The 21,747-nt window shown below is 70.6% G+C and carries 20 protein-coding genes; 13 read left to right on the top strand and 7 right to left on the bottom strand.

Going from position 1 to position 21,747, the window contains the following annotated elements; translation table 11 throughout:
* The first annotated feature begins 77 nt into the window (after positions 1-77).
* From greA to EJK15_RS16970, 11 genes are all read left to right on the top strand, one after another.
* Positions 78-578 (top strand): transcription elongation factor GreA, encoded by a 501-nt coding sequence (gene greA / locus EJK15_RS17020; protein ID WP_138711410.1) that lies wholly within the window; start codon positions 78-80, stop codon positions 576-578.
* A gap of 125 nt (positions 579-703) precedes the next feature.
* On the top strand, positions 704-1,858 hold the full coding sequence (locus tag EJK15_RS17015) for a C40 family peptidase (protein ID WP_138711409.1): 1,155 nt from the start codon (positions 704-706) through the stop codon (positions 1,856-1,858).
* A 73-nt stretch (positions 1,859-1,931) separates the two neighbouring features.
* Positions 1,932-2,453, top strand: coding sequence for a hypothetical protein (locus EJK15_RS17010; RefSeq protein ID WP_138711408.1), 522 nt, complete (start codon positions 1,932-1,934; stop codon positions 2,451-2,453).
* A 248-nt stretch (positions 2,454-2,701) separates the two neighbouring features.
* Positions 2,702-4,507: a phosphoenolpyruvate carboxykinase (GTP) gene (locus EJK15_RS17005; protein WP_138711407.1), complete on the top strand. Its 1,806-nt coding sequence runs from the start codon at positions 2,702-2,704 to the stop codon at positions 4,505-4,507.
* A 73-nt stretch (positions 4,508-4,580) separates the two neighbouring features.
* The gene (locus EJK15_RS17000; RefSeq protein WP_138711406.1) at positions 4,581-5,573 is read left to right on the top strand and encodes a TIGR04222 domain-containing membrane protein; all 993 of its coding nucleotides are present in this window, start codon (positions 4,581-4,583) and stop codon (positions 5,571-5,573) included.
* Positions 5,574-5,730: 157 nt separating this feature from the next.
* Positions 5,731-6,657, top strand: a complete 927-nt coding sequence (locus EJK15_RS16995; RefSeq protein ID WP_138711405.1) for a TIGR04222 domain-containing membrane protein — start codon at positions 5,731-5,733, stop codon at positions 6,655-6,657.
* 113 nt (positions 6,658-6,770) lie between these two features.
* Positions 6,771-7,586 (top strand): MbnB/TglH/ChrH family RiPP precursor modification enzyme, encoded by an 816-nt coding sequence (locus EJK15_RS16990; RefSeq protein ID WP_138711404.1) that lies wholly within the window; start codon positions 6,771-6,773, stop codon positions 7,584-7,586.
* Complete coding sequence (locus EJK15_RS16985) at positions 7,583-8,056, top strand: SCO6045 C-terminal-like domain-containing protein (protein WP_138711403.1); 474 nt, start codon at positions 7,583-7,585, stop codon at positions 8,054-8,056. Before EJK15_RS16990 ends, EJK15_RS16985 begins: the two co-directional genes overlap by 4 nt.
* 246 nt (positions 8,057-8,302) lie before the next feature.
* A complete protein-coding gene (locus EJK15_RS16980) occupies positions 8,303-8,737 on the top strand; it encodes a hypothetical protein (protein ID WP_240777023.1) in 435 nt (144 codons plus the stop codon).
* A gap of 55 nt (positions 8,738-8,792) precedes the next feature.
* Positions 8,793-9,554, top strand: a complete 762-nt coding sequence (locus EJK15_RS16975; RefSeq protein ID WP_138711401.1) for an isoprenyl transferase — start codon at positions 8,793-8,795, stop codon at positions 9,552-9,554.
* Between the two features lie 206 nt (positions 9,555-9,760).
* Positions 9,761-11,080: a PhoH family protein gene (locus tag EJK15_RS16970; RefSeq protein WP_276615398.1), complete on the top strand. Its 1,320-nt coding sequence runs from the start codon at positions 9,761-9,763 to the stop codon at positions 11,078-11,080.
* 54 nt (positions 11,081-11,134) lie between these two features.
* Here EJK15_RS16970 and EJK15_RS16965 read toward each other — a convergent pair whose 3' ends face one another.
* Genes EJK15_RS16965 through EJK15_RS16955 form a run of 3 tightly spaced genes read right to left on the bottom strand, consistent with a single transcriptional unit; the run spans position 11,135 to position 13,718 of the window.
* On the bottom strand, positions 11,135-11,638 hold the full coding sequence (locus EJK15_RS16965; RefSeq protein WP_138711400.1) for a hypothetical protein: 504 nt from the start codon (positions 11,636-11,638) through the stop codon (positions 11,135-11,137).
* A complete protein-coding gene (locus tag EJK15_RS16960; protein ID WP_138711399.1) occupies positions 11,635-13,047 on the bottom strand; it encodes a sensor histidine kinase in 1,413 nt (470 codons plus the stop codon). The genes EJK15_RS16965 and EJK15_RS16960 overlap by 4 nt, the downstream gene beginning before the upstream one ends.
* Complete coding sequence (locus EJK15_RS16955) at positions 13,044-13,718, bottom strand: response regulator transcription factor (RefSeq protein WP_138711398.1); 675 nt, start codon at positions 13,716-13,718, stop codon at positions 13,044-13,046. The genes EJK15_RS16960 and EJK15_RS16955 overlap by 4 nt, the downstream gene beginning before the upstream one ends.
* Before the next feature lie 284 nt (positions 13,719-14,002).
* Here EJK15_RS16955 and EJK15_RS16950 point away from each other — a divergent pair, with 284 nt between their 5' ends.
* On the top strand, positions 14,003-14,704 hold the full coding sequence (locus EJK15_RS16950; protein ID WP_240777022.1) for an aggregation-promoting factor C-terminal-like domain-containing protein: 702 nt from the start codon (positions 14,003-14,005) through the stop codon (positions 14,702-14,704).
* A 101-nt stretch (positions 14,705-14,805) separates the two neighbouring features.
* A complete protein-coding gene (locus EJK15_RS16945) occupies positions 14,806-16,800 on the top strand; it encodes a glycosyltransferase family 2 protein (protein WP_138711397.1) in 1,995 nt (664 codons plus the stop codon).
* Here the strand turns inward: EJK15_RS16945 and EJK15_RS16940 are convergent.
* The 4 genes from EJK15_RS16940 to EJK15_RS16925 form a co-directional block, all read right to left on the bottom strand.
* Entirely contained in the window at positions 16,790-17,935 is a 1,146-nt protein-coding gene (locus tag EJK15_RS16940; RefSeq protein ID WP_138711396.1) for an alpha/beta hydrolase family protein, read from the bottom strand. The two genes, EJK15_RS16945 and EJK15_RS16940, sit on opposite strands and share 11 nt — an antisense overlap.
* Positions 17,935-18,933, bottom strand: coding sequence for an alpha/beta fold hydrolase (locus tag EJK15_RS16935; protein ID WP_138711395.1), 999 nt, complete (start codon positions 18,931-18,933; stop codon positions 17,935-17,937). The genes EJK15_RS16940 and EJK15_RS16935 overlap by 1 nt, the downstream gene beginning before the upstream one ends.
* Complete coding sequence (locus EJK15_RS16930; protein ID WP_138711394.1) at positions 18,930-20,204, bottom strand: MFS transporter; 1,275 nt, start codon at positions 20,202-20,204, stop codon at positions 18,930-18,932. The genes EJK15_RS16935 and EJK15_RS16930 overlap by 4 nt, the downstream gene beginning before the upstream one ends.
* Before the next feature lie 31 nt (positions 20,205-20,235).
* On the bottom strand, positions 20,236-21,747 hold a 1,512-nt coding region (locus tag EJK15_RS16925; RefSeq protein WP_138711393.1), incomplete at its 5' end, for a helix-turn-helix domain-containing protein.

The raw sequence follows: 21,747 nt of genomic DNA, 5'->3' as shown, positions 1-21,747 counted from the left end.
AGTTGTTAGCCTTTCGCAATTCAACCGTTGGAAACCTCAAGTGATCTCAGGGCCCCCTAGGCAAGCAAGGAGAACCCGTGGCCGACTCTCGCGATGAGAACGTCACATGGCTGACGCAGGAGGCGTACGACCGCCTGAAGGCGGAGTACGAATATCTCTCTGGCCCCGGGCGCGTCGACATCGCCAAGAAGATCGAGGCCGCCCGGGAAGAGGGTGACCTGAAGGAGAACGGCGGCTACCACGCCGCCAAGGACGAGCAGGGCAAGATGGAGGCCCGGATCTTCCACCTCCGGCAGATCCTCGACAACGCCCAGGTGGGAGAGGCCCCCAAGACCGAGGGGGTGGTGGGCCCCGGGATGACCGTGACGATCCGGTTCGTCGGCGACGACGACGAGGTCACCTTCCTGCTCGCCTCCCGTGAGGAGAGCGGAGCGCCCATCGACGTCTACTCGCCCAGGTCCCCGCTCGGGTCGGCGATCAACGGCAAGAAGATCGGGGAGAAGGCGACCTACTCCCTCCCCAACGGTCGCCAGAACACCGTCGAGATCCTCGAGGCTGTGCCGTACATCGGGAACTGACACCCCTGGAGACCAACCGCCGGGCCCACGTTGGCCCGGCGGAAGTTTCGCATTCTTCCGGGATCCGGCAGGATCTCAGCTATCTGGTCGGGACGCCTAGGCGGCGTGACACGACGTACAAGCTGGTGCCGTTCATCGTGGTGGCGCTGGTCGCGGTGCTGACCGCCGACGTGCTGCTGCTCGCCACGTCGGGCCGGCCGGGCGCCCCCAGCGCCGCCGCGCCCCCGCCAGAGCCCAGGCAGACGCTGATGGCGGAGCACCAGCAGCAGGAGCAAAAGCAGCAGCCGGCCAGGACCGCCGAGCCCGTGGCGCCGCTGAAGAAGCTGCACAAGCCCAACCTGTTCGTGCTCACCCGCAAGCCGTTCACCAACGAGCTGTTACAGAAGGTGGCCAAGCTGCGCGGGGTGCGGGCGCTGGAGCTGGCCGACGCGGCGTCCATCACGCTCGACGGCAAGCGGGTGCAGACGCTCGCGGTCGACCCGTCCTCGTTCCGGTCGTACACGCCCAAGGTGACCGCGTCCTCCGACGCGCTGTGGCAGAACGTGGCCGCCGGCGACGTCGCGGTCTCGTTCGTGCTGGGCAGTGACGGCGGGCTCCAGCTGCACCGCAAGGTGTCGGGGCCGGCCGGGCCGCTGCGGATCGGCGCGTACGCCACCACCGGCATCGGCGCCGTGGACGCCGTCGTCTCCAAGGACGTCGGGCGCACGCTCGGGCTGCCGCACGACAACGCGCTCATCGTCAGCGCCCCCAACGTGAACTCCGCCGCGCTCCGCACCAAGATCCTCAAGAAGCTGCCCAAGGGCACTCAGGTCGCCATGGTCAACCCGGTGCTGCCCCAGCCGCAGCAGAAGGTCGCGCAGAACTGGCCCGCCGGTTCGTTCATGACAGGTGAGCAGGTCACCGTGGCGCTCAAGGCCGCCGCCTCCAAGCTGGGCAGGCCGTACGTGTGGGGGGCCGAGGGGCCCGACACCTTCGACTGCTCCGGGCTGGTCCAGTGGGCCTACGCCCAGGCCGGGGTGCGGATGCCCCGGGTGACGCACCAGCAGTGGGTGGCCGGCCCGCAGGTGCCCCTGTCGCAGGCGCAGCCGGGCGACCTCATCTTCTGGCGCCTCGACCCGACGAATCCCGGCTACATCTCGCACGTGGCGATTATTTGGGGCGACGGGAAGATGATCCAGGCGCCGCGTACCGGAGACGTGGTCAAGCTCTCCCCGATACACACGCGCGGCCTGGCCGGCATCGTGCGGGTGAGCCCCATCGCCGCGGCCAAGGTCCGCTAGCCGCACGTTCCTTCGCGCGACATCCTCCTTCCCTCTGGATGCAATTGCGGCGCAACTATGTAATGTTGATTACATGGCAACAGATGATGTGGCGGCGCAGGTCCGCGGCTGGTTCACCGGGCGGCTTCCCGGCGACTGGTTCACCGAGGCTCCAAAGATCATCAGGGACCGTGAGGAGATCGCGGTGCTCGGCACGCTGCCCGACCCACCCGGCGACGTGCCAGAGGCCGAGCGGGGCACCCTGATCGAAGGGCTGGCCAGAAGGTTCAGAGAGGAGACGCGCGAGCGGCGCGTCGAGATCGCCAGAGAGGCCGAGCGCAAGTTCCGGCAGAAGGTCTCCTGGGGCGTGGTCTGCGGCGGCGAGACTGTGATGTTCACCACGTTGTCCGTCCCCGTGATGACCCGGCTGCGCCAGACGGAACGGCAGGTCCTGGACACTCTCGTGGCCGCCGGCGTGGCCAGGAGCCGCAGCGACGCGCTCGCCTGGTGCGTGCGCCTGGTCGGCAAGAACACCGACACGTGGCTCGCCGAGTTGCGCGACGCGCTCCAGCACGTCGACAGAGTTCGCTCCGAGGGGCCCGACGTCAATTCCTGAGACCATCCAGCGGAAACGGGCCGCGGAATGGACTAAACCACTGTGGAAATTGGTTTAGACCAGGTCAATTGGACTGGACCACTGCCGACAATTTTTCTTTTAAATCTCCTCCGCATGGGTAGGCTCCCTCAATCGTCAGGGCCGCTGCCTGCGGCGATGGCCGCGCCAAGAGGTCTATGCCAATTGGCTTTCCGGTCGCTTCGTCGTTAATGATGACTGGGCCCTGAGAGAGTGGAGGAGTCACAGCCGTGTCCGTTTCCGTGGCAGTAACCGCACCGACGAGCAATAGAGAATTGGCCGCGTGGGTGAGCGACATCGCAGCCCTGACCCAGCCGGACCGGATCGAGTGGTGCGACGGGTCGGAGGAGGAGTGGACGCGCCTGACCAACCTTCTCGTCGAGGAGGGCACGTTCACGCGGCTCGCCGCCCGGCCGAACAGCTTCTACGCCAAGTCCGACCCCAGCGACGTGGCGCGGGTGGAGGACCGTACCTTCATCTGCTCCGAGCGTGCGGAGGACGCCGGGCCCACGAACAACTGGATCCCGCCGTCCGAGATGCGTAAGACGTTCGGCGAGCTGTTCAAGGGCTGCATGCGCGGCCGGACCATGTACGTCGTGCCGTTCTGCATGGGCCCGCTCGGCGGCGAGATCTCGCAGCTCGGCGTGGAGATCACGGACTCCGCGTACGTCGCCGTGTCCATGCGGATCATGACGCGGATGGGTGACCGGGCGCTCCGCCTCATCGAGGAGCGCGACCATGAGCACAGCGACTTCGTCAAGGCGGTCCACTCCGTCGGGGCGCCGCTCGAGCCGGGTCAGGTGGACGTACCGTGGCCGTGCAACTCGACCAAGTACATCAGCCACTTCCCCGAGACCCGCGAGATCTGGTCCTACGGCTCCGGGTACGGCGGCAACGCGCTGCTCGGCAAGAAGTGCTACGCCCTGCGCATCGCCAGCGTGATGGCTCGCGACGAGGGCTGGCTGGCCGAGCACATGCTCATCCTCAAGCTCACTCCGCCCTCCGGCGAGACCCGCTACATCGCCGCCGCCTTCCCGAGCGCGTGCGGCAAGACCAACCTCGCCATGCTCCAGCCCACCATCCCCGGCTGGAAGGTCGAGACGGTCGGCGACGACATCGCCTGGATGCGCTTCGGCGACGACGGCCGCCTCCACGCGATCAACCCCGAGGCCGGCTTCTTCGGGGTCGCGCCCGGGACCGGAGAGGTGACCAACGCCAACGCGATCAAGACCCTCTGGGGCAACAGCATCTTCACCAACGTCGCGCTCACCGACGACGGCGACGTGTGGTGGGAGGGCCTCACCGACGAGCCGCCGGCGCACCTGACCGACTGGAAGGGCCGCTCCTGGACGCCGGACAGCGGCGAACCGGCCGCCCACCCGAACGCCCGCTTCACCACCCCGGCCTCCCAGTGCCCCACCATCGCACCCGAGTGGCAGGACCCCAAGGGCGTGCCCATTTCAGCGATCTTGTTCGGCGGTCGCCGCGCCACCGCGGTGCCTCTGGTCACGGAGTCGCTGAGCTGGGAGCACGGCGTCTTTCTCGGAGCCAACGTCGCCTCCGAGAAGACCGCCGCGGCCGAGGGCAAGGTCGGCGAGCTCCGCCACGACCCGTTCGCCATGCTGCCGTTCTGCGGCTACAACATGGGCGACTACTTCGGCCACTGGCTGAAGATCGGCCGCCGCGAGGGCGCCGTGCTCCCGCGCATCTACTACGTCAACTGGTTCCGCAAGAACGCCGACGGCCGGTTCATCTGGCCCGGCTACGGCGAGAACAGCCGCGTGCTCAAGTGGATCGTGGAGCGGCTCAACGGCGAGGCCAGGGCCGTGCCCACCCCGATCGGCCTGCTGCCCGCCGGCCTCGACACCGAGGGCCTGGAGCTGTCCGAGGAGGACCTGCGCGCGCTGCTGTCGGTCGACCGCGACGTGTGGCGTGAGGAGGCCGCGCTGATCCCGGCCCACTTCGACAAGTTCGGCGCGCACCTGCCGAAGGAGCTGTGGGACGAGTACAACGCCCTGCTCGACCGCCTGGGCTGAGCGAAGCCCTCTTGTGCGGTACGGCGGCGCCATCTAGCTTGGCGATCTGCCGTACCGCAAGAGAGGGGCCACCGTGGACTACGTCCTGCTCGTTGCCGCGCTTGGCATGGTGCTCCTGGTCAGCGCGGCCAACCAGCGCGTCGAACGCGAGCGCAGGCGCGTCAGCGAGGCGAAGCCGACTGGCAGGGGGCATGACCTGTCCCCGTACGAGCTGGCCTATCTGTCCGGCGGCCCGCGGCGGGCCATCAACACGGCGCTGGCCGTCCTCGCGACGGCCGGCGCCATCCGCGTGTCGAGGGGGTCCCACGTCACCCCGGTACGCGGGGCGCGGCCCTCGCCGGTGCCGATCGAGCAGGCCGTGCTCCATGCGCTGGCGGTCAGGCCGGGCGGCTACCGGGCCGGCGAGCTGCGGCGGGCGCTGCAGACGCATCCCGCGCTGACCGATCTCGTCAGCGGGCTCGAAGGCCGCGGCCTGATCGTGCGGGAGCACGCGTTCGGCCCGGCGTGGCGGCGCAGGCAGCACCTGCAGATCGCCGCAGGCGTGGCCGTGGGGTTCATGGTGCTGCTGTTCGTGCTGGCCGTCGTCGGGCTGGCGGCGAATGAGCCGGTGTTCCTCGGAGCGCTGTTCTTCGGTGGGATCGCCGTGCTCAACGGTCTCGTGGCGTCCTACAGGAAGGGGCGGAGGCTGCGGAACATCATCACGCGCGAGGGACGCGAGGTCCTCTTGTCGGCGCATCAGCATCACCCGAGGGGCGTGCGGGACCAGAGCTCGCTGGCCATGGCGGTGGGGCTGCCCGTAGCCCTGTACGGCCTGGCGGACGCCGGCGACCAGACGCTCTGCGCCGAGCTGTCGGCCGGCGACCCGAACGACTGCGCCGGATCCTGCGGGACCTACAGCGGCGGCGACGGCACGACGTTCGGCAGCGACTCCTACGGCGGTCTGGACTTCGGCGGCGGCTCGTCAAGCTGCGGCGGGAGCTCGTCGAGCTGCGGTGGGAGCTCGTCCAGCTGTGGTGGGGGCTCGTCCAGCTGTGGCGGTGGCGGCTCAAGCTGCGGCAGCAGCTGAAGGCCTGCGGGGGCCGGTCTATGGCCTGTGGCGGCCTGCGACTGGCGGCCGGCGGCCGGCGGCGCGAAACTGTATCCCAGCGGCCGGAACCTTTACCCCCGCTTTACGCGTCTTCCCGGTTACCCAGCCTGTCGGGCTGCACGGAGGGGAGGCCTGCATGGATCTGATCCTGCTGATCGTCTCGGTGGCGCTGGCGGCGCTCACCTTCACCACCGCCTCTGCGATCAAACGAGAGCACGCCGCCATCCGGGCGGCCGCCACGGGCTCCCGCCGCCGTGACCTCGGCCACTACGAGCTCGCCTACCTGGCGGCAGGCCCCGGCCGGGTGGCGGACACCGCCATCGCACTGCTGGCCGACTCGGGCGACCTGCGCGTGTCCCGCGGGGGTCGTGTCCACCAGGTCCACTCCGGCGTCGTCTCGCGCGAGCCCATCGAGGAGGCGGTGCTGGGCATCGTCGCCTCTCGCTCGGGGCTGCCCGTGGTCGCGCTCAGGATCGAGACCACGCGGACCCTGGCCATGGCCGCGCTCAAGCGCCGGCTCACGGGGCTGGGGCTGCTCCATCCCGACGACGCCTTCGCCCAGGCCGGCAGGCTCAGCGCCCGGTTGCGGGCGCTGGCAGTGGCGGCGTACGCGGGTGTCGTGGTCGCGGTGGTGTCGGCCGTGGTTCTGATGATCCTGCTGCCCCTGCTCGCGATGCTCGTCCTGGCGGCCACGGGGGTGGCCGCGGCGATCGTCATCGCCGGCCACAAGCGGGCCACGCGGGTCACGCTGACGCCGTCGGGCAAGGAGACGCTCGACGCGGCCCGGCGGGACAACGCCCAAGGCACCGCCGAGGCGCCCGTCGCCATCGCGCTGTACGGTCTCGGCGAGCTGCGCAACCACGACCTCCAAGTCGAGCTCACCGGGAGCGAAAGCCGGGGCCGCCGCGGGAGCCGGAGGCGCGCCGGGAGCGATGGCGTCTACGTGGTAGGCGCGGGCGGCTGCGGCGGGGGCGGCTCGTCACCGGACGGGCCGAGCGGCGACAGCTCGTCATCCAGCGGGCCGAGCTGCGGCGGCGGTGGCTGCGGTGGAGGAGGGGGCTGATGGCACGGCCGGAAGCCGAACGGCCCGGAAGTGCTGGTGGTCCAGAGGGCCGATATAGCGGGGGCGAGAGCCAAGCTGAAGGGAACGGGGCCTTTATGGCGGAGGGGGCTGATATGGCGGAACTGGGTGTAGGGATCGGCTGGCGGGCGGAGCTGGACCTGACGATCGAGCGCATGGCGGACGTCGACTTCGTCGAGGTGATCGCCGAGAACCTCAAGCCCGCCCACCTGCCCGAGTCGCTACGCGTGCTGCGGGCCAAGGGCGTGCCGGTGATCCCGCACGGGGTGTCGCTCGGCGTCGGCGGGGCCGAGCCTCCTTCGCCGGCCCGGCTCGCCCACCTGGCCGCCTGCGCCGGGGCGCTGGACGCGCCGCTGGTCAGCGAGCACCTGGCCTTCGTACGCGGCGGCGGCCTGGAGGCGGGCCACCTGCTGCCCGTCCCGCGTACGCGTGAGTCCCTGCGGGTCATCACGGAGAACGTGCGCAGGGCGCAGGACGCGCTGCCCGTTCCGCTGGCCCTGGAGAACGTCGCGGCCATCTTCGGCTGGCCCGACGACGAGCTGACCGAGGGCCAGTTCCTCGCCGAGCTGGTGGAGCAGACCGGGGTCAAGCTGCTGATCGACGTGGCCAACCTGTACACCAACCAGTTCAACCTGGGCCTGTCGGCGGTGGCCGCGCTGGACGCGCTCCCGCTGGAGCACCTCGCCTACGTCCATGTGGCCGGCGGGTACGAGCACCACGGCATCTGGCACGACACGCACACCACCGCCGCGCCCCAGCCGGTGCTGGACCTTCTCACCGAGCTGTGCGCCCGCGCCACCCCGCCCGGAGTGCTGCTGGAATGGGACGACGACTTCCCGAGCGACGCGGCCCTGGCGGACGAGCTGTCCAAGATCAGGACCGCGATGTCCCTGGCAGGGGAGCCCCGGTGACGCCCGGCCCGTTCGGGGGTGGGGTGGAAGTGACCGGCGCGGGCTCGGCGGCGGGCGAGCAGGGGCCGGCTGAGACGCAGGAGCGGCGGGAGGTGCCGGCGGACATGGTGGCGGCGCAGGCGAGGCTGGCCGAGGCGCAGGCGCGGCTGGTCGAGGCCTTGGTGGCCGGGGGTGACGTTCCTGAGGGCTTCGATCAGGAGCGGGTGCGGGCGCAGGCCGCGAGCCTGGTCGCCAAGCGGCGCAGCATCGTGGCCAGGATCCGCCCCGACACGGCCATCGCCGCAGGATCCCGCCTGGCCTCCGAGTTCGCCGCCTACGCACGGTCTCGCGGCGCGCCGCCGCCCAGCTACCGCACCGACGCCGACGACTTCGCCGCCTGGCTGCGCGAGCGCGGCCGCATGCCGGACCGGCCCGCCGCCAAGTCCCCCTGGTGGTCCCGCCTGCTGCCGTCGCGAGCCGTCCGGCGGTGAACGATCGCGTCCCCGAGGGCTGGACCGGGTGGTACCAGCCGCCGGGCCTGCGGGATCACGGCCGGAAAGCATTCAGACATAGTCGGGTTTAGCCCACTTTCGGCGGGAAATGCTGGAGAAATGGGGGGACTACGCTGCGTCGACGGATCTTATCTGACCGTCACGCCCGTCGCGTGCCGGGACAGCCTGGGCACGCCGTACGAGGTCACCCTGGAGCTGTATCGCGACGGCACCCCGTACGGCAGCGTGGGCGAGCGATGCGGCTGGCTGCTCGCACGCCTGGCGCGCGGCGTCGACGAGGCCCGCCAGGGCCGGGGAGAGGCCCGGCGGTGGAAAGATCCCGACGACAGGTTCCCCGGCGACGAGCCGGACGGTGAGCTGTTCTCCTTCCGCTATCGCAGCAGGTCCGGCCTGGTGGGCGGCGGGGAGCTGCGCTGCCAGCTCAGGACGATCCCGCTCTGGGTGCCCGGGCGGCGGGGCCGGCGCGGCGAGTGGCGGCTGACCAGGCGGGCCTACGTGGAGGCGTGGGGGACGACGGGCGTGGGCATGCGGGCGGTGCTGACGTCGGCCGAGCTGGCGGCGTTCGTACGCGGCCTCGTCGAGGAGGCCGAGTGGTGTCTGGGAGGAAGAGATCTGGTAAGGAATCCGATAGAGGGAGCAGGCACGGGCGAAACGCGGTGATAATTGCCTGTTGGGTCATTGGACCGAAGGCACAGCACCGCTGGGGAGGCACTCCGTGGGCCTGCGCGACCTGGTCTACCGGCTGTACGAACGCCGGTTGGAGGCCAAGCTGTCGAAGGACATCATTCCCCGGCACGTCGGGGTCATCATCGACGGCAACCGGCGCTGGGCACGCGCCATGGGCATGCGCGACGTGGCCACCGGTCACCGCAAGGGCGCGGACAAGATCTCCGAGCTGCTCACCTGGTGCCGCGAGACCGGCGTCGAGGTCGTCACCGTGTGGATGCTCTCCAACGACAACCTCAACCGGCCGCGGGAGGAGCTGGAGCCGCTTCTGGGCATCATCGAGGACGTCACGCGGGAGCTCGTGGCCGAAGGCTGGCGGATCAGCCCGGTCGGCGCACTCGATCTGCTCCCCGACCGGACGGCTAATGTCCTAAAAAATGCAAAAGAAGTGTCATCACACCGTCCGGGCCTGATTGTGAACGTTGCAGTTGGGTATGGAGGAAGACGTGAGATTGCCGATGCGGTGCGCTCACTCCTCCAGGAGCACGCGAGCAAGGGGGCGAGCATCGAGGACCTTGTCGAGGTACTCGATGTGGAGCACATCGCGGAGCATCTCTACACACGCGGCCAGCCCGACCCGGACCTCCTCATCCGGACCTCGGGCGAGCAGCGCTTGTCCGGCTTCATGTTGTGGCAGAGCGCTCATTCCGAGTTCTACTTCCACGAGGCCTACTGGCCGGACTTCCGCAGGGTGGACTTCCTGCGGGCGCTGCGCGATTACGCTGCGAGACACCGACGTTACGGTTCTTGACACGACATTCGGGTATCGAGGACGTAACGTTGGAAGTGTCCGGCCACAGGTCGAACACTCCGGAGAGGGCCCGCCTTTGCACCAACATCTGCCGAGGGGGGCCGGAACCCGGCGCCGCCGGCAGTTCGCGGTCGGGGACGCGGGTCCGGTCCGATTCCCGCCTCGTCTGCAGGGTGCCCGCACGTTGGGCGCCCGGGGGAGAACGTGTGGCAGTGTCCTCGAGCAACCCTACGAACCAGCCGACCAAGCGCACGTACGTGCTGGACACCTCGGTCTTGCTAGCCGACCCGGCGGCGATGACCCGGTTCGCCGAGCACGACGTCGTCCTTCCGATCGTGGTCATCACGGAGCTGGAAGGAAAGCGGCACCATCCCGAACTCGGCTACTTCGCGAGGAAGGCTCTCCGCTACCTCGACGATCTGCGGATCCAGTACGGCAGGCTCGACGAGCCCATGCCGACGGGGGATGGCACGATCAGGGTTGAGCTCAATCACAGCGATCCGTCCATCTTGCCCGTGGGGTTCCGCCTGGGCGACAACGACACGCGCATCCTGACCGTGGCGCGCCATCTGGCCGCCGAGGGCTGTGACGTCGTGCTGGTGTCCAAAGACCTGCCCATGCGGGTCAAGGCGGCCTCGATCGGCCTGTCGGCCGAGGAATACCGGGCCGAGCTGGTGCACGAGTCGGGCTGGACCGGGATGGCCGAGATCCAGGTGACCACCGAAGACGTGGAGGCGCTCTTCGAGCACGGCACTGCGGACCTGGAGGACACCAGGGACCTGCCCACGCACACCGGCCTGCGGATGTTGTCGGCCAAGGGCTCGGCGCTCGGCCGGGTGCTGCCCGACAAGTCGGTACGCCTCGTCCGCGGCGACCGCGAGGTGTTCGGCCTGCACGGCCGCTCCGCCGAGCAGCGCATCGCGCTCGACCTGCTGATGGACCCCGAGATCGGCATCGTCTCGCTCGGCGGCCGGGCCGGCACCGGCAAGTCGGCGCTGGCGCTCTGCGCGGGCCTGGAGGCGGTCCTGGAGCGCCGCCAGCACCGCAAGGTGGTCGTCTTCCGCCCGCTCTACGCCGTGGGCGGCCAGGAGCTCGGCTACCTGCCGGGCGGCGAGGGCGAGAAGATGGGCCCGTGGGCGCAGGCGGTCTACGACACGCTGGGCGCGGTCACCTCTCCCGAGGTGATCGAGGAGGTGCTCGACAGGGGCATGCTGGAGGTGCTCCCGCTGACGCACATCCGCGGCCGCTCGCTGCACGACGCGTTCGTGATCGTGGACGAGGCCCAGTCGCTCGAACGCGGGGTGCTGCTGACCGTGCTGAGCAGGATCGGCGCCAACTCGCGGGTCGTGCTCACCCATGACGTCGCCCAGCGCGACAACCTGCGGGTCGGCAGGCACGACGGTGTGGTGGCGGTGGTGGAGAAGCTGAAGGGCCACCCGCTGTTCGCGCACGTCACGCTGACCAGGTCCGAGCGCTCTCCGATCGCCGCGCTGGTGACGGAGATGCTGGAGGACATCACGATGTGAGCGCGGGCTTCGCCCGCTGACTTCGGTGGGCCGCTGGACGCGGCCCACCGAAGGTCACTTCAGGTCGCCGCATCTGAACCGTCCCTCGACCTTCGCGGGGCGGTTCTCGTTGTCTCGGACGATCTTGACCTGCTCGTACGCCGCGTCCTGCTGGGCCGTGCAGACGATCTGGGCCATGCCGAGCCTGGTCAGCGTGCCCTGGCCTCTGATGTGGACCGTCAGCGTCGACGTACGGGGAAGCTGCATCTCGTCCCGCTGCACCGGGTTCAGCGAGTCCTTGATCCCCAGGTACGTGAACCCGCGCAGATCCGTGTCCCGGTCGCCGAGCGGCTGTGAGGAGGCCGCGAAGAGCGCGCCGAGCAGGCTCTCGACGGTGTCGTCCTCGACGTCGGCCGGCTCCAGGGTGAGCTCGCCGTCCCTGACCAGATAGATCGTCTTGGACGGCGGCGGGATCCTGATGGTGGGCGCGGTGCCCCGGTCCTGGACGTCGGTGGGCGAGATGCCGCAGGCCGCCACGGCCAGCAGGGCGGCGATCACGAGGACGCGGACGGTCTTCATGCGTGCGGCATCCAGACCGTGAACAGGGTGCCGGGGTTCTGGACGCGTACCGAGATCGTGCCGCCGTGCAGGTGCACGTTGGCCCTGGCGATGGCCAGGCCCAGGCCGCTGCCCTGGCTCCGGGCCCGGCCCGCGCCCGCCTTGAAGAAGCGGTCGAAGACGTGGGCCAGCGCCTCCCGCGGGATGCCCTTGCCGTGGTCTCGTACCTTCACCTCCAGGCCGTTCTCCGTGCCCCTGGCGGTGACCACCACCGGGGGCAGGCCGTGCTTGAGTGCGTTGCCGACGAGGTTGGCCACGATGACGTCGAACCTCCTCGGGTCGAGGTTGGCGGTCAGGCCTTGGGAGGCGTTCACCTTCACCTGGTCGCTCCAGCCGCGTACCTCCAGGCAGTCCGCGATGGCGTCGGCCACGTTGACGGGCTCGAGGTTGAGTATGGCCGTGCCCGCGTCGAAGCGGCTGATCTCGATGAGGTGCTCGACCAGCTCGCGCAGCCGCTCGATCTCCCTGAGCACCAGCCGGACGGCCTCCGCCGGCGCCTCGGGCAGGCGGTTGGCCTCCTCCGAGAGCATGTCCGCCACGGCCGTCATCGCGGTGAGCGGGGTGCGCAGCTCATGCGAGACGTCCGCCACGAACCTGCGCGACATGGCCTCCAGCGAGCGCAGCTCGGACACGCTCAGCTCCAGAGCCGCCGCCGCGTCGTTGAACCTGGCGGTCAGCTCGGCCAGCTCGTCCTGCCCGTGGACGGGCAGCCGCGTGTCCAGCCTGCCCCCGCCGAGCGCCTGCGCGGCCGCGCTCAGCCGCCGGACGGGCAGCAGCACCTGCCTGGCCGACAGCAGCGCCACGACCAGGGCGATCAGCACGATGGCGGCGCCGCCCTGGAAGAGCGTGGTCCGGAGCGTGGCCAGCTGGCTCTCGTCGGCGCGCATCGGGAAGAAGACGAACGCCCGCAGCCCGGTGGCCTGGGGCACGCCCTCGGCGTCCCGGTACACCTCGGCGCCGACGATGAGCCAGAGCTCGTTGCGGATGACCTTGCGCTGGGTGACGACGCTCCGGTTGGCCCGGCCGTACAGCTCGTTGGGCACGTCGCTCATGGTCATGGGGCCGTTGCGGGAGACGAGGTCGCCGTACTCGATGAGGGCGCCGCGGCCGGGGCCGCTCAGGGCCTGGGCCAGCCGGTCCAGCTCCTTGGTCGTCGGCGCCGCCTCGCCGGGCATGAGCTTGCCGACGGGGAAGTCGATGCTGCTGAGCTCCCTGGTCACCACGTTGAGCGAGGTGGTCTCGGCCCGGGTCACCAGCGCCGTCTTGGCCAGCTCGAAGCCGATCGTGGCGACCAGCGTCGAGGCGGTGACGGCGACGAGCGTGAACGTGATGACCAGGCGCGCCCGCAACCCGGTGGGGAGCGGGATCACGGAGGGTTGAACCGGTAGCCGAACCCGCGCACCGTGTGGATGAAAACGGGCTCGGCGGGTTTCGGCTCGATCTTCGCGCGGACGCGCTGCACACAGGCGTCCACCAGCCGCGAGTCGGCGATGTGCGTGTGGTCCCAGACGGCGCGCAGCAGGTAGCGGCGGTTGAGCACCTGGCCGGGGTGGCGTACGAGCTCCAGCAGCAGCCGCAGCTCGGTGGGCGTCAGGTGGATCTCCTTGCCGTCCAGCATGACCTTGAGCGCGCCGCGGTCGATCACGAGGTCGCCGAACGTGATCCGATCGGAGGTGGCGGACTCCGCCCTGCGCAGGATGGCACGGATCCGCGCGTCCAGCACCCGAGGCTCGACCGGCTTGATCACGTAGTCGTCGGCGCCGGCCTCCAGGCCGACCACCACGTCGAGGTCGTCGCCCCTGGCCGTGAGCAGGATGACGGGGAGCTGGTCGAGCTTGCGCACGCGGCGGCACACCTCGATCCCGTCGATTCCGGGGAGCATGACGTCCAGGATCGCGATCTCGGGGCGGCGGGACCTGATGTGGTCCAGGGCCTCCTCACCCGTCGCGTAGGACGTGACCGAGTGCCCCTGCCGGGTCAGCGCCAGCTCGAGGGCCGTGCGGACCGAGGGGTCGTCTTCAACAAGGAGGATGCCTGCCACGCGCACATTATTATTCCATGTCCCGAATACCCGGGTTGTGTCATCAAACTGTGACGTTCCAGGCATGCGATCCCGAAGTGGGCACGCAACGCTGGTAGCGGCTTCCCTTCGGTTGACGGGCGCTCGAAGGGGGGCCACCTTGCTGTGATGAAAGTCACAGTTTTCCGGAAATGCCATGCTAAAGAGCTGGTTGCCCAAGAGGGCGCCAAACGATTCCCGCGTTTCGGTTGCGGAGTACCCCCTAGGACAGGGCAAGCTCATGGATCGTGAGCCCCGGTCCGCGTGTGAGTGAGCGCCCCCCAACGGAAGATGTCCCATCGGCGCGCCCCCGGCCTTCGCGCCTGACCCCGAAGCGCATCGCCATCATCGTCCTGTCGCTGGTGATCGTCGGTGGTGGCGGGGGTTTCATCGCCTACCGTGCCATTGAGAATGCCGCCACGCCGCCCACCGCGAAGTTCACCATCGACGACATGGGCAAGCTGGCCAGCGGCGACCTGTCCGCGCCAGACCCCGAGACCGACGCGCTCAAGGCCGCGGCCGAGCAGGCGTACCGGGCCGAGAAGCTGAAGAAGGGCCGCTCGGGCGCGGGGGACAGCCCCGACTTCGACTGGGTCGTGCCGAAGCAGGCGCCCGCCGGCGACGGGTTCCCTCCGGTGAACTTCCCGCCGGGCAGCGACCCCTCGCCGGGCTCCAACAAGGCGACCGCCAAGGCCATGCTCGGTCAGTTCGGCTTCGGCGCGGACCAGTGGGGCTGCCTGGAGTCGCTCTGGACGAAGGAGAGCGGCTGGAACGAGCGGGCGATGAACCGCTACTCCGGCGCGTACGGCATCCCGCAGTCCCTGCCCGGCACCAAGATGGCCAGCGCGGGCGCCGACTGGCAGACCAACGCGGCCACCCAGATCAAGTGGGGCCTGGGCTACATCAAGGGCCGGTACGGCACGCCGTGCGCGGCCTGGGGACACTCGCAGCGGGTGGGCTGGTACTAGAAGGCCCCGTCACCTAAAGGGGCACAGGTACAGGTCAACTTTCCCTCTGCAATCGGCAAGCCGCCGCGCCCGAATCGTGTATTCGGGCGCACGCTGGCCGCATGGTTGTGAAGGTCAGCGTGATCGTCAACGTCCACAATCCGGGTGACACCGCCGACGCGTGCATTCGCTCCGCGCTGGAGCAGACGATGCCCGCGGCCGACTACGAAGTGATCCTCGTGGACGACGGGTCCACGGACGGGATCGCCGAGCGCCTCGACACCATCGCGGCGAACCGCGACAACGCGCGGACGTTGCACCTGCCGCACACGGGCTCGCCCATGCACGGCCGCAACGTCGGGCTGACGGCCGCGACCGGCGACTACGTCTTCTTCCTCGACCAGGGCGACCGGCTCGAACGGGACGCGCTCGCGCGCATGCACGAGCGCGCCGTGGAGACCGACGCGGACGTGCTGATCGGCCGCCTGGCGCGCGACCACGGCCCGCCGCTGATCGCCTTCGCGCGCAGCACCGCCCGCGCCGACATCCTGCGCGACCGCCTGCTCAGCCTGCTCCGCCCGCAGCAGCTCTACCGCCGCGCCTTCCTGGTGGAGCACGAGCTGGGGTTCGCCGTGCCCGGCGGCCGGCTGGCCGAGCAGGCGTTCGTGATGCGGGCGTACCTGCAGGCCAAGGTCATCGCCGTGCTGGCCGACCACGTGTGCTGCCACCTCGGCGAGCGGCCGAGGGCCGAGGAGGAGCCGCGGGCGATGGCGAAGGAGCTGCGCGGGCTGCTCGACGACGTCGACACCTACGTCGGCGAGGGCCGCCAGCGCGACCGCATGTACGCCTACTGGTACCGCTACGCCGTCCTCCGGCCGCTGCTCACCAGCAGGTTCGCCGAATCCTCCGTGGACAGGGGCCTGCACTTCCGCCTCGTGCAGGAGCTCATGGCCGAGCGCTTCCCCGAGCGGCTCGACCGCTACCTGCCCGTTCAGCTGCGTGCGGTGGCCGCGTTCGTCCGGATGGGGCGCCTGGACCAGATCGTGCTGCTGGCCAAGTCCTCCAGGCGGTGCGGGCTCCGCGCCGACCTCACGGAGGTGCGCTGGGACGCCCACGTCCTGGTGCTCGGGGTGACGGTGGAGGTCCTCGGCAGCGACGACCGGCCGGAAAGGTACCGTTCGGACGGCCCGCGCCTGAACTGGATCCCGCCACGCGCCGTCGACGCCAGGCTGCTGGGCACCAGCGTCACCGACGTGAGCGAGGCCGTCGAACGGGCCCGCATCGAGGTCTACGTGCGGCACGCCGAGACGGGCGTCGTGCACTTCCTGCCGCTGGCCCAGCACGTGGAGGTGATCCAGGACGGCGGCCGCCGCGTCCGCCTGCAGATCAAGGGCGAGACCAGGATCGACGTGACCACCGCCGCGCTCGGCCAGCCGCTGAGGCCCGGTCAGTGGGAGGTGCACGTGCGCATGTTCGGCGGCGCCAACCAGGCCAGGAGCCGGGTCAGCCGGACCGCCGGGCCGCTCAACTGCCTGGGCGTGCTGGCCCAGCGGCCCAGGACGCGGCTGGTGGTGCCGTGCTGGACCGACCAGGGTGAGCTGGGCCTGGCCGTGGAGCCGCGCTCGTTCTCGGAGTCGATCGCGCTGGTGTCGCCGGGGGTGGAGGTCAAGCAGCTCGACGGGAACGCGTACATCGTGCTGCCGGTGCCGTACGTGCCGCCCAGCGGCGGCCCGCCCCTGGAGCTGGTGCTGCGCAGCACCGGGCGGCGCGAGCGCGAGGTGTGCGCCCCCGCGCTGGCCGAGGCCGGGGTGCCCGGCAGGCTCGCCGGGCAGCTCGTGGCCAAGGTGCCGGTCAAGCGGCTGATGCCGGGCGTGGAGCACCTCGGCCCCGGCGACTGGCGGGCGTCGCTGCGCTCGGCGGACGAGGAGCTCGGGCTGCGGTTCGCGCTGGAGGTGCGCCGGGGCAGGGTCGAGGTGCGCCCCGCCGCCGCGGTCCACCCCGAGCGCTCGCCCATGGGCCGGGACACCGCGCTGCACCGGATCGGCCGGCGGCTGCCCGGCGCGCGGCACATGGTGCGCCTGGCGCGCGCGGGCAGTCAGCGCTACCTCAGGGACTGACCCAGCCCTCCAGCTCCTGGAAGGCACTCCTGAAGACCGGCAGCAGCGGCTTCAGCCGATCTGGATGGACGTCCACCAGGCCGTCCAGGTGGTTGCCGCCCTCGACCCGGTAATAGCGGAACGGCCGGTGCGGTCCCACCATCCGCGCGTAGACGTCGGAGCTGCGGGAGATCGGCAGCAGCGCGTCGAGCGTCCCGTGAATCGTGATCAGCGGCTTGGTGATCCGGCCGGTCAGCGCGATCTTCGCCACCGCCGCGTAGGGCCGGCGCTCGTCGTAGTCGTAGTCGGCGGCCGCGCCCTGGTAGGACGGGTCCAGCTCCTTCTGGTAGAGCTGCTGGGTCAGCTCCCAGTAGTACTGCCGGTGGAACGGCCACAGGAACTCCGAGCCCGCCGCGAACCCGGCCGCCCGCACGCCGGCCTCGTCCGGATACGCCCGCAGCGCCGGCGGCAGGAAGCTCAGCAGGTTGTCGCCCTTGACCCGCCAGAGCGTGCCCTCCCAGTCCACGCCGCCGTCGTAGAGCCACCCGCGATTCTCCAGCTGCCACCTGACCAGGTAGCCGCCGTTGGAGATGCCCGCCACGAACGTACGCGCCGGCTTCCTGCCGTACCGCTGCCCGGCCACGGCCTTGGCGGCCACGGCGAGCTGGGTGACGCGGTGGTTCCACTCGGCGACGGCGTCGCCGGGGTGCCGGCCGTCCTCGTGGAAGGCCAGGCCGACGTTGCCCTTGTCGGTGGCGGCGAACGCGTAGCCCTTGGACAGGACCCAGTCGGAGATCGTGTAGTCGTTGGCGTACTGCTCCCGGTTGCCGGGGGTGCCGCTGACGACCAGGCCGCCGTTCCAGTCGTCGGGCAGTCTGATCACGAACTGGGAGTCGTGGTTCCAGCCGTGCGTGGCGTTGCCGGTCGAGGTGTCGGGGAAGTAGCCGTCGATCTGGACGCCGGGCACGCCGGTCGGGTTGACGGTGGCGGCCGAGTGCAGCCCGGCCCAGTCGGCCGGGTCGGTGTGCCCGGTTTGCGCGGTGCCCGCGGTGGTCAGGTCGCCGAGCGCGGCGACGACCTGCCGCTCCGCGCCCGGCACCGCGAGCTGCTGGACCGGCGTGAGCAGGCTCGCCACCAGGGTGAGCGCTACCAGCATCACGTCTCCCTGAGGTGCTCGGCCAGCAGGCGCCGGAACTCGGCGGGGTGCTCCAGGTGCGGGCTGTGGCCGCAGTCCTCGATCACGGCCTCGCGGTACGGGCCGTAGCGCTCCAGGACCGTCCTGGTCTGGGCCACCATCGGCTGGGCCGGCGTGCCGGGGGAGCCGGGCACGACGCCGAGCGCGCCCAGGTGGGCCAGGTCGAACAGGGACGTGTCGGAGACGATAAGGTCGTCGGCGCCCCTGATCCACAGGATGGGCGGCTTGGGGTCGATCTCGTGCAGGTCGTCCAGCCGGAAGTGGACGGGGGCGGCGGCGTTGAGCACGCCATGCTTGCCGGGGGCCACGTGCGGCCACGTGCCGGAGGCCGCCCCGTCACCCGGATAGTGGGCCTCGCCCACCCGCGTGGTGAGCATCGACCGCAGGTAGAAGTCCTCGTCGGTGACCGCGTTCTTGACGTAGGCCGAGCGGAAGACGCTGCGTGGGGATGTGGGGGATTCATCCGACATGTCGCCCGCCTTCAGTCGTGCCACGAAGTCCGGATTCGCGGCCCCCGCTCCCGAGCCCGTGCCGTCGGTGTGTGTCAGCCGGCCTTCGGTGCCTTCCGTGCCGCCGAAGCCGTACGGGGAGATGGGGTTGACCAGGGTGACGCTCTTGACGGCGGCCGGGCGGTCGCGCAGGGCCTGCAGGACGACGCCACCGCCCAGGCTCCAGCCGACCAGGTGGACCCCGTCCAGGCCCAGCTCCCCGATCAGCTCCAGCACGTCGTCGGAGTAGTCGCGAAGACCCCGGGTGGCGTCCACCGGCTCGGGGTCGGTCTCGCCGAAGCCGCGCAGATCGACCGCGAGCGGGCGGTAGCCCTCGGGCAGCGCCGCCATGCTGTCGCGCCAGAACGCGGCCGAGGAGACATTCCCGTGCACGAACAGCACGGGCTCGCCGGTGTCCCTGCCCTCGGCGGTCAGGACGTGCTGGGTGAGCCGCGGCGTGGTGATCTTCATGAGGCGTGGACCCTTTCGGCGAGGTCGCGGCCCTGGGTCTCGCGTGCGGCGTAGACCGCGACCAGGGTGAGCAGCGCCGCCAGACCAAGGTAGATGGAGATGGGCACGCTGCTCGAGTAGGTCTTCAGCAGTGCGACGGCGATGAGCGGGGCCAGCGCGCCTGCCACGATCGCCGACAGCTGCGCGCCGATCGAGACGCCGGTGTAGCGCATCCTGGTGCCGAACAGCTCGGAGAAGAAGGCCGCCTGCGGGCCGTACATCATGCCGTGGAAGAGCAGGCCGACGGTGACGGCGAGGGTGATCGCCAGGAAGTTGCCGGTGTCGATGAGCGGGAAGAACGCGAAGATCCACACCCCGATGCCGGCGGCGCCCGCCAGGTAGACCGGGCGGCGGCCGACGCGGTCGGACAGTGCGCCCCACATCGGGATCGTGACGAAGTGGATGGCCGAGGCGATCAGCACCGCGGTCAGCACGGTCGAGTTCGAGATTCCGGTGGTCTTGGCGTACGTGATGACGAAGACGGTCAGCAGGTAGAAGGAGATGTTCTCGGCCAGGCGCGCGCCGATCGCGGTGACCACGTCCTTCCAGTGGTAGCGGAGCACGCCGACGATCGGCGCCCGCTCCTCGGGCGGGGCCTGCTGGAACACCGGCGACTCGCTGATCGACAGCCTGATCCACAGGCCGATCAGCACCAGCACGCCCGACAGCAGGAACGGCACCCGCCAGCCCCACGACAGGAACGCCTCGTCCGGCTGCCAGGCGGCCAGCGCCGCCAGCACGCCGGTGGCCAGCAGGTTCCCGCCCGGCGCGCCGGCCTGCGGCCAGGACGCCCAGAAGCCGCGCCGGCGACTGTCGCCGTGCTCGGAGACGATCAGCACCGCGCCGCCCCACTCGCCGCCGAGCGCGAAGCCCTGCACGAGCCTGAGCGCCGTCAGCAGCAGCGCCGCGGCCGGGCCGAGAGTCTCGTACGTCGGCAGGCAGCCGATCAGGAACGTCGCGGCGCCCATCATCAGCAGGCTGACGACCAGCAGCGTCTTGCGGCCCAGCCGGTCGCCGAAATGGCCGAAGACCAGGCCGCCGAGCGGGCGGGCGATGAAACCGACGGCGTAGGTGAGGAACGACAGCAGCGTGCCGGTCAGCGGGTCGGAGTCGGGGAAGAAGAGCTTGTTGAACACGAGCGCGGCTGCCGAGCCGTACAGGAAGAAGTCGTACCACTCGATGGTGGTGCCGATCAGGCTCGCGGCGACGATCTTCTTGATGGAAGTGGCCATGCCGGTCACGGTAAAGAGTGACCGGCATCACTCATATGGAGTCCGGGCCCACAGTCTGCGAGGTGGATGTGTGGCCGAGCCGGTGCAGGCGGAGCGCCAGCTGGATCTCCAGAGCGCGCTCGGGCTCCAGCCAGCCGTCGCCGAGCAGCTTGCCGATCCTGTCGAGCCGCTGCGTGACGGTGTTGACGTGGATGTGCATGGCCTCGGCCGTACGCGAGGGCGAGCCGCCGGTGCCGAAGTACGCGGCCAGCGTGCCGGCCAGCGCGGTCCCCCTGCGGGCGTCGTAGTCGATCACTTCGCCCAGCACCCGGTCCACGAAGCCGCGCACGTCGCGGCCGTCGCCGACGAGCAGCCCGACGAAGCCCAGCTCGGCCGCGCTCGCACCGTCCCCGGCGCGCCCGAGCGCGATCAGCGCCTCGGCACACCGCCGCGCCTCCTGATAGGCCTTGGCGGTCTCAGAAGCCGGCATGAGATCGCCATGACACAGCGCAACGCTCCTCGCCTTCGCCGCGCCCGCCGTGGCCGGGCTGTGCAGGGACGCGCTCAGCTCGGCCGCCACCCGCTGCGCGATGCCTCCGGCGTTCTCACCCGGCAGCAACAGCACCACCTCGTCGCCCCGCCCGGCGGCCAGCCCGTGGCGCATCGTGGCCTGCGAGGAAGCCCAGAACGCCGCCCGCTCCCGCTGCCCGCCGTGCTTGACCACCACCACGACGTGCGGCGCGTCCAGGTCGACCCCGAGCCGGCGCGCCCGGTCGGCCAGGCCGGGGGAGTCCGGCCGCGAGATCAGGTCGTCGAGCAGCTCGCCCCTGACCCGCCCCTCGGCCTCGGCCACGCTCCTGCGGAACAGCAGCAGCAACGCGCACACCAGCGCCGCCCGCTCCAGGATCCGCTCGTCGGCGTCGTCGCTGCGCAGGATGAGCGTGCACAGCGGCTCCCCGCCGACGTCCACGGAGGCGATCAGCAGATCGCCCCTGCGCACGGTACGCCCCAGCGCCCTGGACGCCTGCGCCGCCTCGAAAACCCCGGCGTCGAGCTCCGCCAGCTCGCCCACGGCACCGGTGATCGGCCGGCCCAGGTCGTCGAGCACGGCCAGCGACCCGCCCAGCACATCGGTCACCACGGCCGCCACGTCCTCGATCCCGCCGCCGCGCAGCACCAGCGAGGTCATCCGGTCGTGGGCCAGTGCCGCCCGTTCGACGGCCTCGCCGTGCTCCCTGGCCGTCCGGTGCGCATGGGACAGCTCCTCCAGCGCGTTCCTGGTCTCCTGCAGCAGCCTGGCGTTGTCGATCGCGACGGCGGCGTGCGCGGCCAGGCTGGCCAGCAGCGACACCTCCTCCTGGTGGAACGGCCTGGCGCTGCGGTTGGCCGCCATCAGCACGCCGATCACCCGCTTGCCCAGCCGCAGCGGCACGCCCAGGATCGCGACCAGGCCCTCCTCCTTGACGGCCTCGTCGATGTCGTCCTTGTGCCGGAACCGGGCGTCGGCGAAGTAGTCGGCCGTCGAATACGGCGTCGCCGTCTGCGCGACCAGCCCGCCCAGCCC

It is taken from the genome of Nonomuraea basaltis (assembly GCF_005893125.1).
Taxonomy (GTDB): domain Bacteria; phylum Actinomycetota; class Actinomycetes; order Streptosporangiales; family Streptosporangiaceae; genus Nonomuraea; species Nonomuraea basaltis.
This window is presented reverse-complemented; position numbering and strand designations above follow the sequence as displayed.

What these genes read in the sequence shown, in the direction of transcription:
- EJK15_RS17010 (WP_138711408.1), top strand. Translation starts at nt 1,932, where the DNA reads ATGGCAACAGATGATGTGGCGGCGCAGGTCCGCGGCTGGTTCACCGGG.
- EJK15_RS16995 (WP_138711405.1), top strand. Translation starts at nt 5,731, where the DNA reads ATGGATCTGATCCTGCTGATCGTCTCGGTGGCGCTGGCGGCGCTCACC.
- EJK15_RS16990 (WP_138711404.1), top strand. Translation starts at nt 6,771, where the DNA reads ATGGCGGAACTGGGTGTAGGGATCGGCTGGCGGGCGGAGCTGGACCTG.
- EJK15_RS16965 (WP_138711400.1), bottom strand. Translation starts at nt 11,638, where the DNA reads ATGAAGACCGTCCGCGTCCTCGTGATCGCCGCCCTGCTGGCCGTGGCG.
- EJK15_RS16945 (WP_138711397.1), top strand. Translation starts at nt 14,806, where the DNA reads ATGGTTGTGAAGGTCAGCGTGATCGTCAACGTCCACAATCCGGGTGAC.
- EJK15_RS16940 (WP_138711396.1), bottom strand. Translation starts at nt 17,935, where the DNA reads ATGCTGGTAGCGCTCACCCTGGTGGCGAGCCTGCTCACGCCGGTCCAG.
- EJK15_RS16935 (WP_138711395.1), bottom strand. Translation starts at nt 18,933, where the DNA reads ATGAAGATCACCACGCCGCGGCTCACCCAGCACGTCCTGACCGCCGAG.
- EJK15_RS16930 (WP_138711394.1), bottom strand. Translation starts at nt 20,204, where the DNA reads ATGGCCACTTCCATCAAGAAGATCGTCGCCGCGAGCCTGATCGGCACC.